The following is a 13,769-nucleotide window of genomic DNA, read 5'->3' as shown; positions in this document are numbered from 1 at the left end:
CGCCCAGGAGTTCGAGGGATCCAGGAGACACCATGAGCGAGACCACGACGACCGCCACCCACGGCGTCAGCCTCACCGACGGCGCGGCGGAGAAGGTCCGTAGCCTGCTCGAGCAGGAGGGTCGCGACGACCTGCGCCTGCGCGTGGCCGTCCAGCCCGGTGGCTGCTCCGGCCTGATCTACCAGCTCTACTTCGACGAGCGCCTGCTCGACGGCGACGCGACGCGCGACTTCGACGGCGTCGAGGTCGTGGTCGACCGCATGAGCGTCCCGTACCTCGAGGGCGCCACGATCGACTTCGCGGACACGATCGAGAAGCAGGGCTTCACGATCGACAACCCGAACGCGGGCAGCTCCTGCGCGTGCGGCGGCTCCTTCAGCTGACGCCCCGACCGCCTCGACGAAGGCCCGGCACCCCCGCGGTGCCGGGCCTTCGTCGTCCCCGGGCGGCCGCGTGGCCGTCGGGTCAGGACGCCGATCCGCCGCCGAGGCGCACCGTCAGGGCGTGCACGCCGCCGTCCTCGGTGGCGGAGACCATCTGGTGCCCGCGCATGCGGGCCCACGCGGGCACGTCGTGCACCGCGGCGGGATCGGTCGCCAGCACGGTGAGCTCGGCGCCGGCCGGGGCGTCGGCCGCGGCGCGCGCGAGCCGGATGACGGGCGCCGGGCAGCGCAGCCCGCGCGCGTCGACCACCACCGGACCGCTCACAGCCCGTGCACCCCGGCGGTGCCGCGCACGTCGGCGACCACACCGGGCAGCACCGCGAGGAAGCGCTCGACGTCCGCGGCCGACACGCCACGGTGCAGGCCGATCCGGATGTTGCCGTGCGTCAGCGCGCCCATCGCGGCGAGGACGTGGCTCGGCTCGAGCGCCGACGACGTGCACGCGGACCCGGACCCGACCGCGAACCCGTGGCGGTCGAGCGCGGTGACGAGGGCCTCGCCGTCGACGTAGAGGCAGGAGAACGTCACCACGTGCGGGAGCCGTCTCTCGGGGTCGCCGACGACGTCGACGTCGGGCACGCTCGCCGGCACCGCGGCGCGCACCCGCTCGACGAGCGGGCGCAGCGCGGCGTCGTCCGCCCGGCTGGTCGCGACCGCGAGCTGGAGCGCGACGGCCGCCGCCAGCGCCGCGGGCACCCAGGCGCCGCCGGGGAACCAGCGGTCGTCGTCCTCGGGCCAGTCGGGCGTCCGACGAACGGCCGTCCGGGCGACGAGGACGCCGAGCCCGCCGGGCGCGCCCCAGTCGCCGGGATCCGCGGCGAGCAGGTCCCAGTCGGTGCCGACCTCCGTGTGGCCGAGGCTCGCGCCCGCATCGACGAGCAGGGGCACGCCGGCCGCGCGCGCCGCGTCGTGCGCGTCCCCCACCGGTTGGAGCGTGCCGACCTCGCCGTTCGCGTGCTGCATCGCGGCGAGCACGACGCCGGGCCGCGCGACGGCGTCGCGGAACGCGTCGAGGTCGGCGCGTCCGGTCGCGTCGACGGGCACCGTCCGGCGGGTGCCGTCGCCGCGCGCCGCGACGAAGTCCGCCGCGGCGAGGACGGCCGCGCGCTCGACCGCCGGGACCACCACGTCGGCGCCCACGCGGCGTCGCCCGCGCGCGACCGAGAGCACCGCGCCGTGCAGCGCCGCGACGTGCGACCCGGCGAACCCGACCTCGTCCGTGCGCGCGCCGACGACCGCCGCGATCGCCTCGCGCGCGCCGTCCAGCAGAGCCCGTGCGCGGCGGCCCTCGGCGTGCAGCCGTCGGGGGTCGCCCCAGCCCTGGTCGAGCGCCTCCAGGAACGCCGCGCGCGCCTGGGGGAGCACCGGCGCGCGGCCGCCCGCGTCCAGGAACACCCGCTCGCCTGTGGCGTGGCTCACACCGGCTGCGGCCGTGCCGTCCGGCTCGTTGCTCTGCACCTGGGCACGTTAACGCTCGAGCGCCCCGCGACCACGCGGATCACCGCCTCCGACCAGCGCGGGAGGGCGGATGTGACGGTGCTGACAACGTGTCGTCAAGGGGTGTCGCCGGGGCGAAAGCGGGTAACCGGCGCGCTAGGCTGCACGCGTCGAGGACGAAGGTCCCGGGCTATGCCGCCAGCCGCGCGGCGACGTGCCACGGGGCCCGGAAGTGGAAGGTTCCCCGTGCACCCGGACAACCCCCGCAGGAAGCGTCGCCCGGCGCTCGCCTGGGCCGGCCTGACGGCCGCCGCCGCACTCCTGCTCAGCGGATGCTCGGAGCAGGTCCAGCGCGGATGGCTGCCCGGCAGCTCCGACGCCGAGGTCACGGACCAGACCGGTCGCATCACGCACCTGTGGGTCGGCTCGTGGATCGCGGCGCTGGTGGTCGGGCTCATCACGTGGGGCCTGATGCTCTGGTGCGTCGCCGTCTACCGCAAGCGCAAGGGCGACAACGTCCTGCCTGTCCAGCTCCGGTACCACGTGCCGCTCGAGATCATGTACGTGATCCTCCCGATCGTCATGATCGGCGTGCTGTTCTACTACACGAACCGCGACGTCACGGAGATCCAGGACACGTCGAAGCCCGCGCAGAACCACGTGCAGGTGATCGCCAAGCAGTGGAGCTGGGACTTCAACTACCTCGACGACGACGCGTTCGAGACGGGCCAGCACGCGCAGGACGTCGGCACCGGAGAGGGCGTGCTCGACGACCAGGTGACGCTCTGGCTCCCGGTGGACGAGCGCGTGCTGTTCACGCTGAACTCGCGTGACGTCATCCACTCGTTCTGGGTGCCCGAGTTCCTCTACAAGATGGACGTCATCCCCGGCAAGACGAACTCGTTCGCGGTGACGCCCACGAAGGTCGGGCACTACCGCGGCAAGTGCGCCGAGCTCTGCGGCGAGTACCACTCGTCGATGCTCTTCAACGTCAACGTCGTGACGAAGGCCGACTACGACAAGCACATCGCGGAGCTCAAGGCCAACGGCCAGCAGGGTTCGCTGCCGCTCGACCTGAGCCGCCAGCAGGACCTCGACAGCGCGCACAGCACCACGGAGCCCCGCTCGCAGGAAGGCAGCAAGTGATGGCCGCGGTCGCGGAGCACATCCCCGGTCTGGCGCCCTCGCGCCAGACGCTCGGTCGCACGGTCGTTAAGTGGGTCACCTCGACGGACCACAAGACGATCGGCTACCTGTACCTGATCACGTCGTTCATCTGGTTCCTCGTCGGCGGCGTCCTCGCGCTGCTGATGCGCGCCGAGCTGTTCGAGCCCGGCATGCAGCTGTTCCAGTCGAAGGAGCAGTACAACCAGGCGTTCACGATGCACGGCACGATCATGCTGCTGCTGTTCGCGACGCCCCTGTTCGCCGGCTTCGCGAACGTGATCATGCCGCTGCAGATCGGCGCGCCCGACGTGGCGTTCCCGCGGCTCAACATGTTCGCGTACTGGCTGTTCCTGTTCGGCGGCCTCATCGCCGCGGGCGGGTTCCTCACGCCTCAGGGCGCGGCCTCGTTCGGCTGGTTCGCGTACGCGCCGCTCTCGAACTCCGTGTACTCGCCGGGGCTCGGCGGCGACCTGTGGGTCTTCGGCCTGGCGCTCGCCGGCTTCGGCACGATCCTCGGCGCCGTCAACTTCATCACGACGATCATCACGATGCGCGCGCCCGGCATGACGATGTTCCGGATGCCGATCTTCACGTGGAACATCCTCGTGACGTCGCTGCTCGTGCTGATGGCGTTCCCGCCGCTGGCCTCGGCGCTGTTCGCGCTCGGTGCGGACCGCCGGCTCGGCGCGCAGGTGTTCAACCCCGAGAACGGCGGCGCCATCCTGTGGCAGCACCTGTTCTGGTTCTTCGGGCACCCCGAGGTCTACATCATCGCGCTGCCGTTCTTCGGCATCGTCACCGAGATCCTGCCGGTGTTCAGCCGCAAGCCGATCTTCGGCTACAAGGGCCTGATCTACGCGACGATCGCGATCGCGGCCCTGTCGGTCACCGTGTGGGCGCACCACATGTACGTCACGGGCTCGGTGCTGCTGCCGTTCTTCTCGTTCATGACGATGCTGATCGCGGTGCCGACCGGCGTGAAGTTCTTCAACTGGATCGGCACCATGTGGCGCGGCAAGCTCACGTTCGAGACGCCGATGCTGTGGTCGATCGGGTTCCTCGTCACGTTCCTGTTCGGCGGCCTGACGGGCATCATCCTGTCCAGCCCGGGTCTCGACTTCCAGCTCTCCGACTCGTACTTCGTGGTGGCGCACTTCCACTACGTGGTCTTCGGCACCGTCGTGTTCGCGATGTTCGCGGGCTTCTACTTCTGGTGGCCGAAGATGACGGGCCGGATGCTCAACGAGACGCTCGGCAAGTGGCACTTCTGGCTGCTGTTCATCGGCTTCCACACGACGTTCCTCGTCCAGCACTGGCTCGGCGTCCTCGGCATGCCGCGCCGGTACGCGGACTACTCGCCGGACGACGGCTTCACGTGGATGAACCAGCTGTCCACGGTCGGGTCGTTCATCCTCGCTGCGTCGATGATCCCGTTCCTCTGGAACGTCTACACGACCTGGCGCAACGCGCCGCTCGTGGCCGTCGACGACCCGTGGGGCTACGGCGCGTCGCTCGAGTGGGCGACCAGCTGCCCGCCGCCCCGGCACAACTTCACGTCGCTGCCCCGCATCCGCTCGGAGCGCCCCGCGTTCGACCTGCACCACCCCGAGGTCGCGGCGATGGACTACGTCGAGCCGGGCGGCGGCCCGTTCGACTGGCAGGCCGAGCGCACGGGTGAGACCGAGTCGGCTGTCGAGCGGGTCGTGAACGGCGAGAGCGAGTCGGAGCAGTCGACGACGACCATCGTCGACGACCCGGTCAACCGGCCGACCGAGGGCGAGGAGAACGCCTGATGAAGCTCGAGGTCAAGCTCTTCCTCTACGGGATCCTGTTCTTCTTCCCCGTCGGTCTGATCTACGGCGTGTGGAGCCACGGCGAGCCCGTCGGCACCGTGGGCATCCCGCTCGTCGGTGGCCTCGTCGGCATGATCGGCGCCTATCTCGCGCTCCTCTCGCGGCGGATCGACCCGCGGCCCGAGGACGACGAGCAGGGGGAGATCGCCGAGGGCCAGGGCGACCAGGGCGTGTACAGCCCGTGGTCGTGGTGGCCGCTGGTCATCGGTGCCGCGGCGGCGATCGCGTTCCTCGGTCTGGCGGTCGGCTTCTGGCTCACCGGCATCGGTGTCGCGCTCGCGATCATCGGCCTCGTCGGCTGGGTGTTCGAGTTCAGCCGCGGGATCCACGCGCACTGACCCCACGACGGATCAGCGACGGCCCCCTCCAGCTTCCTGGCGGGGGCCGTCGCCGTTGCGAGGGCCGGGCGCCGCCGCCCGGTTCAGCGCCGACGCAGCACGATGAGCGGCGTCGCGTAGTGCTCCGTGACGACACCACCGAGCTCTCGCGCCGCGTCCGCAGCCTCGTCGACCTCCGCCGCCGACCAGTTGCTGAACGTCGTGAACAGGTCGCGCACCTGGTCGGAGCTCAGCCGCACGGACCAGCGGAACCGTCGAGCGGTCACCACCTCGAAGTGGCCGCCGGCCGTCAGAGCGACGGGCCACTCGGCCGGGTCGAGGGCCCGCTCCGTCCGAGGCGGTGCGCCCCGGCGGGCCACGATGTCGCCGACGCGCTCGCGGAACGGCGTCGTCACCGCGGGGTCGCCGAACTCGTTCATCCAGACCGCGAGGTGGCCGCCGTCGGCCAGCGCGTCGTGCAGCCGCGGGAGCACGAGGTCGAGGTCGAGCCAGTGCACCGCGGTGGCGCAGACCGCCAGGTCGAACGACGCGGCGTCCAGGACCGCGGACTCCGCCGTGCTCGGGAGCACGACAGCGTCCGGGTAGCGCTCCCGGAGCTCCGCCGCGAGCGCCGGACCCGGTTCGACCGCCGTCACGCGCATGCCCGCGTCGAGGAGCGGACCGGTGGCCTGACCGGTGCCGGCGCCGAGATCGAGCACCCGGCCGCCGGGCTGGAGGAGCCCGAGCTCGGCGAGCTCGCCCCACAGCGCTGCGGGGTACGGAGGCCGCGCCCGCGTGTACAGGCTCGCGTGCCGGTCGAAGTGCTGCGGACCTGTCATCCCGCCGAGGATACGAGGCCGGTCAGCAGCCGCAGGGCCGGCTCCGCGATGCGTGCGAGGGCGAGCGGTGCCCGGTCGTGCGACGCGGTCGGCTGACGCGGTGTCACGGCCGGACCGGGACGTAGACACCGTCGTGCAGGACCGCGGCCGCGTCGCCGCGATCGACCTCCGCAGCGATGACGACGTCCGAGGTGAAGCCGGCCGATGCGAGCTCCCTCCCGCTCTGGCAGGGCAGGAGCGACGCCTGCGCGCGGTCCGCGACGCCGTCCCACACGTCTCGCGCCCGGGCCGCCGCCTCCGACGGCCGTGCGCCGCCGTCGACGAGCGCGTCCACGACCGCACCGGCGCCCCAGAGGTCCTCCTCGGCGCGGCGGATCGTGCCGTCGTCCCGGCGTTCACCGCACGCGACCACGAGCGTGCGTGCGCCCGGGTGGCGAGCACGGATCCAACGCCCCACGGCGTGCGCGTTGTACAGCGCCGCCCCGATCACGACGCGGCCCGAGGCGGCCAGCTCCGCGCTCACGGCTGCGCCGTTGGGGGATGGCAGCACGAGTCGGCGCACGTCCGCCGCCGTGCGGACCGAGGCGGGGGAGAGCGACACCTCGCCGGGTCCGGCGGTGCGTCGGTGCGACGCGAGCCGGGCGTGGTGGCGTTCGGCGAGCACGGCGGCCTCGCGCCCGTCCAGGTCGCACGGGACCACCTCGATGCCGCGGTCCGCGGCGACCGCGAGCGTCGTCGTGAAGCTCAGGACGTCCACCACGACGAGGACGTCGGCGCCGGCGAGATCTGGCTCGTCCTGCCACCAGGCGACGTCGACACGCGAGCTCGGCACCCCGGTTGTCTACCAGACGACGAAGGGCCGCACCCGTGCGGGGTGCGGCCCTTCGAGGCTGTGGCGTCAGACGGCGGGGACGATGAGCCCCGCGGTCTGCGAGCGGGCACGGTCGAAGCGCGCCGCCGCGTCGGACCAGCTGACGATGTTCCACCACGCCTTGACGTAGTCCGCCTTGACGTTGACGTAGTCCAGGTAGAACGCGTGCTCCCACATGTCGAGCACGACCACCGGGACGAGGCCGAGCGCGATGTTGCTCTGCTGGTCGTAGAGCTGCACGATCACGAGCTTCTGACCGATCGAGTCCCACGCCAGGATCGACCAGCCCGAGCCCTGGATGCCCACGGCGTTGGCGGCGAAGTGCTTCTGGAACGCGTCGAACGAGCCGAAGAACTCGTCGATCGCGGCACCGAGCTCGCCGTCGGGGCGGTCGCCACCCTCGGGGGAGAGGTTCTGCCAGAACACGGAGTGGTTGACGTGGCCGCCGAGGTTGAACGCGAGGTTCTTCTCGTGGAGGTTGACCGCGGCGTAGTCGCCCGACGCGTGCGCCTCGGCGAGCTTCTCGAGCGCCGTGTTCGCACCCGTCACGTAGGCGGCGTGGTGCTTGTCGTGGTGCAGCTCCATGATCCGGCCCGAGATGTGCGGCTCGAGCGCCGCGTAGTCGTAGGGCAGGTCGGGAAGTGAGTAGTCAGCCATGCGCGATTACCTCTCCTGCATCAGGCCGCGACCGACTGTTCGGTCGGCGGCGGAAACGCGAGCGGGCGGCTCGCCGTCACGGCGAGCCGCCCGACCCCGGTCAACTCTTGTCGAGATTCAGTGATCGCGCGCGTCGGCGCTCAGGTGGTCCCGGCCGTCGGACACGACGCCCGCACCGACTCCCGCCGTGACCTCGGCGTGCGCGTCTGCCGCGGCCAGCGAGTCGTGCTCGCCGTGCGAGTGCGCAGCCGCGAGCTCCGCGGGCGTGACCGGCTCGACGCGGTCCTCGTAGAAGACCGTCGAGATCCGCTGGCGCATGCGGTCGATGCGGTAGCCCTTGCGGCGCACTCCGCGCGAGTCCTCCGCCGGCTCGATCTCGAGCGGACGGATCGCGTCGTGCTGCACGCGGATCCAGCGCTCGTGCGCGTCGAGCGGCTTGTGCACCTCGATGTACTCGCCGCTGGCGAACCGCACGATGCGGCCCGTCTCGTGGCCGTGGAGCACGAGCTCGCGGTCCTTGCGCTGCAGGCCCAGGCAGATGCGCTTGGTCACCCAGAACGCGAACCACGGGCCGACGAAGATCAGCACACGGAACGCCCACGTGATGTCGTTGATCGACAGGTGGAAGTGCGTCGCGATCAGGTCGTTGGAGCCTGCGAGCACGAGGATCAGGAACGCGACGAGCAGCGAGACGCCGAAACCGGTGCGGAACGGTCGGTTGCGCGGCCGGTCGAGCAGGTGGTGCTCACGCTTGTCGCCGGTCACCCACGCCTCGAGGAACGGGTAGATCGCGAGCGCCGTGAAGAGCACGCCCGGCACGATCATGGCGGGCACGATGATGTTGAGCGACAGCGTGAAGCCGCCGATCACGATCTCGGCCTGGCCCGGCATCAGACGTAGCGCACCCTCGAGGAAGAGCATGTACCAGTCGGGCTGCGCACCCGCGGAGACGGGGGACGGGTCGAACGGACCGTAGCTCCACACCGGGTTGATCGACATCGTCGCGCCCATCAGCGCGATGACTCCGAACACCAGGAAGAAGTAGCCGCCCGCCTTCGCGACGTAGATCGGGAACAGCGGGTAGCCGACGACGTTCTTGTTCGACCGGCCCGAGCCCGGGTACTGCGTGTGCTTGTGCAGCACGACGAAGAACAGGTGCAGGCCGATGAGCGCCAGGATCAGGCCGGGCACCACGAGGATGTGCACGGTGAACAGGCGGGGGATGAGGTCCTGGCCCGGGAACTGGCCGCCGAACAGCAGGTACGAGGCGTAGGTGCCGATGATCGGGACGGCGAGCGCGACGCCGTCGGCGATGCGCAGGCCGTTGCCCGACAGGACGTCGTCCGGCAGCGAGTAGCCCGAGAAGCCGGCCAGCAGGCCGAGGATCAGCAGCGTGAAGCCGACCAGCCAGTTGAGCTCGCGCGGCTTGCGGAACGCGCCGGTGAAGAAGATCCGGAACATGTGCGTGACGATCGACGCCATGAAGATCAGCGCGGCCCAGTGGTGGATCTGTCGCATGAGCAGACCACCGCGGACCTCGAACGACAGGCGCAGCGTGGAGGAGAACGCCTCCGACATCTGCACGCCGTTCAGCGACGCCCAGGGCCCGTGGTAGACCGTCTCCGTCATGCTCGGCACGAAGAACATCGTCAGGAAGATGCCGGAGATGATCAGCGTGATGAAGCTGTAGAGCGCGATCTCGCCGAGCAGGAACGACCAGTGGTCGGGGAAGATCTTCCGCGCGAACGTCTTGACGGCCGCGCCGAGGCCGGTGCGCTGGTCCAGGTAGTCGGCGGTGCCGGCGGCGAGCCGCTCGGTGCGCGTCGGGGCGGCGGTGGTGCTCACTTGAGACGCTCCCAGAAGCTCGGGCCGACGGGCTGGTGGAAGTCGCTCTGTGCGACCAGGTAGCCCTCGTCGTCGACGGTGATCGGCAGCTGCGGAAGGGGTCGCTTGGCGGGCCCGAAGATGACCTTCGCGCCGTCCGCGACGTCGAACGTCGACTGGTGGCACGGGCACAGCAGGTGGTGCGTCTGCTGCTCGTACAGGGCCACGGGGCAGCCGACGTGCGTGCAGATCTTCGAGAACGCCAGGATCCCGTCGTACGACCAGCCCACGCCCTGCTCGCGCTTGATGTCGCGCGGGTCGAGGCGGAGCAGCAGCACGACGGCCTTGGCCTTCTCGTCGAGCGGGTGAGGCTCCTTGTCGAGCCCCTCGGGGATGATGTGCCAGACCGAGCCGATCGTGACGTCGGAGGCCTTGACGGGACGGCCGACCGGGTCGGTCGTGAGTCGCGTGCCCTTCTTCCACATCGTGTGCTTCAGCTGGCCGATGTTCCAGTCCTCGCCGATGTTGCCGATGAGGGCCAGCACGATGGGCAGCGGGAAGAGCGCGAGCGCCGTGATCATGGCGCCCTTGAGCACGCCGCGGCGGCCGATCGCCGAGTCGGCGGCGCCGTCCTTGAGGACCTCGATCGCCCCGGCGCGCGTGTCGTCGTCGCTGCGCTGCTCGTGGCGCTCCTCGGACTTCTCGTGGTCGTTCATGAGCGCCTTGGCCCAGTGGATCGCCGCGGTGCCGATGCCGAGCAGGGCGAACGCGAGCCCGAGGCCGAGCGCGAGGTTCGACCGGCGCATCTCGACGGGAGTCGTGCCCGGGGGCCACACGAAGTAGGCGATCAGGAAGAACAGCGTGCCCAGGATCGAGATCGTGAACAGCGCGACGACGATGCGCTCGGACTTCTTGTTCGCGTGCTCGTCGAGGTCACCCATGCGCGGGTGGTGCTTCTCGAACCCCGGGTTCTCGAACCGTGCAGGCAGCGCGTCGCCGTCGTGGACGACGACGTCGTGACCGGCCTCGTGGCCGTTGTCGTGAGTGCTCACGAGGACTTCGCTCCGATCCAGACTGCCGCACCGATGAGGAGACCGAGGCCGACGACCCACGCCCACAGGCCCTCGCTCACGGGGCCGATGGCACCGAGGTCGAGGCCGCCCGGAGCGGCGCCGCCCTGCTCGTTGATGAACGCGATGATGTCGCGCTTCTCGTCAGGGGTGAGGTTGGCGTTGTTGAACACCGGCATCGACTGCGGGCCGGTGAGCATCGCCTCGAAGAGGTGCGTGGGGGACGTCTCCCACAGGTTCGGCGCGAACTTGCCGCGCGACAGCGCGCCGCCCGCGCCGACCGCGTTGTGGCACATCGCGCAGTTCGTGCGGAACAGGGCCATGCCGGTGGCCGGGTCGCCCTTCGCCGGGTCGACCTCCTCGGCGGTCGGGATCGCCGGGCCGGGGCCGAGCGACGCGACGTAGGCCGCGAGCTGGTTGATCTGCTCCTGGCTGAACTGGACCGGCTTCGCCTCGACCTGGGGGCCGTCCATGACGGCGGGCATGCGGCCCGTGCCGACCTGGAAGTCGACGGCGGCAGCACCGACGCCGATGAGCGACGGGCCGCTCGCGGTGCCCGCCGCCGACGGCCCGTGGCACGTCGAGCAGTTGGCCTGGAAGAGCTGCTTGCCCTTGGCGATGTCGTCCGCGCTCGCCGAGGTGGGAGCTGCGGCGGAGGCCGACGGCGCGAACGCCGCGTACAGCCCGCCGGTGAGCAGCAGCGCCAGCAGGAGCAGGACGATCGGCGCGCGCCGGTCGTGCCTGCGGGCTGCGAGTGCCTTCACGGATTGGTCCTCGTCTCGCAAAGTGTGGGGATGGACGTGCGCGGCGCGCGTTACTTCAGGAGGTAGATCACCGAGAAGAGGGCGATCCAGACGATGTCGACGAAGTGCCAGTAGTACGACGTCACGATCGCCGTGGTCGCCTCGTGGTGACCGAAGCGCTTGGCCGAGAAGGACCGGCCGAGCAGGAAGAGGAACGCGATGAGGCCGCCGACGACGTGGAGGCCGTGGAAGCCCGTCGTCAGGTAGAAGACCGAGCCGTACGGGCTCGAGGAGATCGTGAGGCCGTCACGCACGAGGCTCGCGTACTCGAAGATCTGGCCGCCGATGAAGAAGGCGCCCATGAGATAGGTGACCGTGATCCACTCGTGCATGCCCCAGCGGTTGACCTGCCAGAGCTTGCCGGAGCGGGCCGGCTGGAAGCGCTCGGCGGCCCAGACGCCGAGCTGGCACGACACCGACGACAGCACCAGCACCGTGGTGTTGACGCTCGCGAAGGCGACGTTGAGCTTCTCCGTCTGCAGCGCCCACTCGTCCGGCACCGCTGCGCGGACGGTGAAGTACATGGCGAAGAGGCCGGCGAAGAACATGAGCTCGCTGGCCAGCCACACGATCGTCCCTACCGACACCGGGTTGGGTCGGTTGACGCTCACGTGAGGGGCGGTGCGAGGGGCAGCCGTTGCGGTCGACACGCTCGTCATTATGGCGGACGGACGGTCCGCATGGGCCATTGGGCCCAGGCCGCGCCGCGCGGTAAATGTCACATCGTCACCTCGATGCCGGACGCGCGACTTCGTGCCGCGTGATCACGCGGCGATCGGGCGCTCGCCGGCGCCGCAGCGAGCCCTGGTCGACGACGCGCCAGGGCGGCGACGGGCGCCGATGTGCTAGTGCGACGGCGGGCCGCGGCCCGTGGCGGTGTGCGACGCGGCACGGCGGATCTGCCAAGATGCCTGCTGGACCACGTCGACGACGAATGAGGACCACCGATGAGCGCGGAGCAGACCTCCACCGGACCCCGGATCCTGCTGTACAGCGACGACGTCGACGCGCGCGAGCAGGTACGCCTGGGCGTCGGCCGGCGGCTCGGACGCGGTGAGCCCGACATCGAGTGGACCGAGGTCGCCACGGCCGCCGGCGTCATCGCGACCGCCGAGCAGGGCGGTCTGGACCTGCTGATCCTCGACGGGGAGGCCGACAAGGTCGGCGGCATGGGCCTGGCGCGCCAGCTCAAGGACGAGGTGTTCCGGTGCCCGCCGGTGCTGGTCCTGACCGGCCGCCCCCAGGATGCGTGGCTCGCCTCCTGGTCGAACGCCGACGGCGTGGTGAGCCGGCCCCTTGACCCGGTCGAGCTGCACGACGCCGTCGTCGCGCTGCTGCGCGCCTCGGCCGTCGCCGGATGACCGCGCAGCGCACCTGGTCGGACCTCATCACGGCGCTCGTCGCCCGGCAGGACCTGACCACCGAGCAGACCGCCTGGGCGATGACCGAGATCATGGCCGGCGAGGCGTCGCCGGTGAAGGTCGCCGGCTTCCTGGTCGCGCTGCGCGCGAAGGGCGAGACCGTCGACGAGCTGACCGGTCTCGCCGCGGGCATGCTCGACGCCGCGATCCGGATCTCGGTGCCCGGCCGGAGCGTCGACATCGTCGGCACGGGCGGGGACCGCGCGCACACGGTCAACATCTCGACGATGTCCGCGCTCGTCGTCGCCGGAGCCGGCCTCACCGTCGTCAAGCACGGCAACCGTGCGGCGTCGTCGTCGTCCGGCTCGGCCGACGTGCTGGAGGCGCTCGGCATCCGGCTCGACCACGAGCCGGCGCGCGTCGCCGCCCTGGCGTCCGAGGTCGGCATCACCTTCTGCTTCGCCGCGCGGTTCCACCCGTCGATGCGGCACGTCGGCGCGGTGCGGGGCGACCTGGGGATCGCCACGGTGTTCAACTTCCTCGGTCCGCTGACGAACCCCGCGCAGCCCGCGTCGGCCGCGATCGGCGTGGCGGACCATCGGATGGCCGGGATCATCGCCGGCGTGCTCGCCGGTCGGGGCACCGACGCGCTGGTGTTCCGCGGCGAGGACGGGCTCGACGAGCTCGCGGCGAGCGGGCCGTCCCGGGTGTGGGACGTACGTGACGGCATCGTGGCGGAGCACGTCGTCGACTGGGCGGCGCTGGGGGTGCCGGCCGTGACGGTCGACCAGCTGCGCGGCGGGGACGCGGCGCACAACGCGGACGTCGCGCGCCGGCTGCTCGACGGCGAGGCGGGGCCCGTGCGCGAGACCGTGCTGCTCAACGCCGCCGCCGCGATCGTGGCCGACGGCACGCTGCCGGGCGTCGGCGAGGGGCCGCTCGAGGAGCGGCTGCTCGCCGGGGTCGGGCTCGCCCGCGAGGCGATCGACTCAGGGGCTTCCGCCGACGTGCTGGCGCGTTGGCGGGCGGCGAGCGGCGACTGACCTCGGGCGCGCGCTGCGCTGCGGGCGAGTGCCGCGCTGCGCGCGACCCTTACCCTCCGCTCCGCTCCGCCTCAGTCCTCCAGC

General features: G+C 71.2%; 15 protein-coding genes. 6 read left to right on the top strand and 9 right to left on the bottom strand.

The genetic code is table 11. From position 1 onward, the window contains the following. Positions 1 to 32: 32 nt before the first annotated feature. A complete protein-coding gene (erpA, locus tag QRT04_RS01620; RefSeq protein ID WP_289453138.1) occupies positions 33 to 383 on the top strand; it encodes an iron-sulfur cluster insertion protein ErpA in 351 nt (116 codons plus the stop codon). An 82-nt stretch (positions 384 to 465) separates the two neighbouring features. Here the strand turns inward: erpA and QRT04_RS01615 are convergent, their stop codons facing one another. Continuing rightward, complete coding sequence (locus QRT04_RS01615; RefSeq protein ID WP_289453137.1) at positions 466 to 708, bottom strand: sulfurtransferase TusA family protein; 243 nt, start codon at positions 706 to 708, stop codon at positions 466 to 468. Further along, a complete protein-coding gene (locus tag QRT04_RS01610; protein ID WP_289453136.1) occupies positions 705 to 1,901 on the bottom strand; it encodes a cysteine desulfurase family protein in 1,197 nt (398 codons plus the stop codon). Before QRT04_RS01610 ends, QRT04_RS01615 begins: the two co-directional genes overlap by 4 nt. A 225-nt stretch (positions 1,902 to 2,126) precedes the next feature. Here QRT04_RS01610 and ctaC point away from each other — a divergent pair, with 225 nt between their 5' ends. From ctaC to QRT04_RS01595, 3 genes are read left to right on the top strand one after another with little or no spacing between them, the layout of a single operon-like run. Then, on the top strand, positions 2,127 to 3,026 hold the full coding sequence (gene ctaC / locus QRT04_RS01605) for an aa3-type cytochrome oxidase subunit II (RefSeq protein WP_289453135.1): 900 nt from the start codon (positions 2,127 to 2,129) through the stop codon (positions 3,024 to 3,026). Then, the gene (ctaD, locus tag QRT04_RS01600) at positions 3,026 to 4,840 is read left to right on the top strand and encodes an aa3-type cytochrome oxidase subunit I (RefSeq protein WP_289453134.1); all 1,815 of its coding nucleotides are present in this window, start codon (positions 3,026 to 3,028) and stop codon (positions 4,838 to 4,840) included. Before ctaC ends, ctaD begins: the two co-directional genes overlap by 1 nt. Then, the gene (locus QRT04_RS01595) at positions 4,840 to 5,238 is read left to right on the top strand and encodes a cytochrome c oxidase subunit 4 (RefSeq protein WP_289453133.1); all 399 of its coding nucleotides are present in this window, start codon (positions 4,840 to 4,842) and stop codon (positions 5,236 to 5,238) included. Before ctaD ends, QRT04_RS01595 begins: the two co-directional genes overlap by 1 nt. A gap of 83 nt (positions 5,239 to 5,321) precedes the next feature. Here QRT04_RS01595 and QRT04_RS01590 read toward each other — a convergent pair whose 3' ends face one another. From QRT04_RS01590 to ctaE, 7 genes are all read right to left on the bottom strand, one after another. Further along, positions 5,322 to 6,056 carry a class I SAM-dependent methyltransferase gene (locus QRT04_RS01590; protein ID WP_289453132.1) on the bottom strand — a complete coding sequence of 245 codons (735 nt, stop codon included), beginning with the start codon at positions 6,054 to 6,056 and terminating at the stop codon, positions 5,322 to 5,324. Between the two features lie 103 nt (positions 6,057 to 6,159). Next, positions 6,160 to 6,888 carry a 2-phosphosulfolactate phosphatase gene (locus QRT04_RS01585; protein ID WP_289453131.1) on the bottom strand — a complete coding sequence of 243 codons (729 nt, stop codon included), beginning with the start codon at positions 6,886 to 6,888 and terminating at the stop codon, positions 6,160 to 6,162. Between the two features lie 66 nt (positions 6,889 to 6,954). Then, positions 6,955 to 7,584: a superoxide dismutase gene (locus QRT04_RS01580; protein ID WP_289453130.1), complete on the bottom strand. Its 630-nt coding sequence runs from the start codon at positions 7,582 to 7,584 to the stop codon at positions 6,955 to 6,957. A 117-nt stretch (positions 7,585 to 7,701) separates the two neighbouring features. Continuing rightward, on the bottom strand, positions 7,702 to 9,429 hold the full coding sequence (qcrB, locus tag QRT04_RS01575) for a cytochrome bc1 complex cytochrome b subunit (protein ID WP_289453129.1): 1,728 nt from the start codon (positions 9,427 to 9,429) through the stop codon (positions 7,702 to 7,704). Further along, positions 9,426 to 10,460 carry a cytochrome bc1 complex Rieske iron-sulfur subunit gene (gene qcrA / locus QRT04_RS01570; protein WP_289453128.1) on the bottom strand — a complete coding sequence of 345 codons (1,035 nt, stop codon included), beginning with the start codon at positions 10,458 to 10,460 and terminating at the stop codon, positions 9,426 to 9,428. The genes qcrB and qcrA overlap by 4 nt, the downstream gene beginning before the upstream one ends. After that, positions 10,457 to 11,242, bottom strand: a complete 786-nt coding sequence (gene qcrC / locus QRT04_RS01565; protein ID WP_289453127.1) for a cytochrome bc1 complex diheme cytochrome c subunit — start codon at positions 11,240 to 11,242, stop codon at positions 10,457 to 10,459. The genes qcrA and qcrC overlap by 4 nt, the downstream gene beginning before the upstream one ends. A gap of 50 nt (positions 11,243 to 11,292) precedes the next feature. Next, positions 11,293 to 11,940 (bottom strand): aa3-type cytochrome oxidase subunit III, encoded by a 648-nt coding sequence (gene ctaE / locus QRT04_RS01560; protein WP_289453126.1) that lies wholly within the window; start codon positions 11,938 to 11,940, stop codon positions 11,293 to 11,295. Positions 11,941 to 12,228: 288 nt separating this feature from the next. Between ctaE and QRT04_RS01555 the strand changes: the two genes are divergently transcribed. Together QRT04_RS01555 and trpD are read left to right on the top strand one after the other, a co-directional pair. Next, on the top strand, positions 12,229 to 12,642 hold the full coding sequence (locus QRT04_RS01555) for a response regulator transcription factor (RefSeq protein WP_289453125.1): 414 nt from the start codon (positions 12,229 to 12,231) through the stop codon (positions 12,640 to 12,642). After that, positions 12,639 to 13,685 carry an anthranilate phosphoribosyltransferase gene (gene trpD / locus QRT04_RS01550; RefSeq protein ID WP_289453124.1) on the top strand — a complete coding sequence of 349 codons (1,047 nt, stop codon included), beginning with the start codon at positions 12,639 to 12,641 and terminating at the stop codon, positions 13,683 to 13,685. The genes QRT04_RS01555 and trpD overlap by 4 nt, the downstream gene beginning before the upstream one ends. The last annotated feature ends 84 nt before the right edge of the window (positions 13,686 to 13,769 follow it).

It is taken from the genome of Cellulomonas alba (assembly GCF_030362835.1).
GTDB classification, from domain to species: Bacteria; Actinomycetota; Actinomycetes; order Actinomycetales; family Cellulomonadaceae; genus Cellulomonas; species Cellulomonas alba.
Note: the sequence above shows the minus strand (reverse complement) of the source record. Positions and strands in the feature narration are given on the sequence as shown.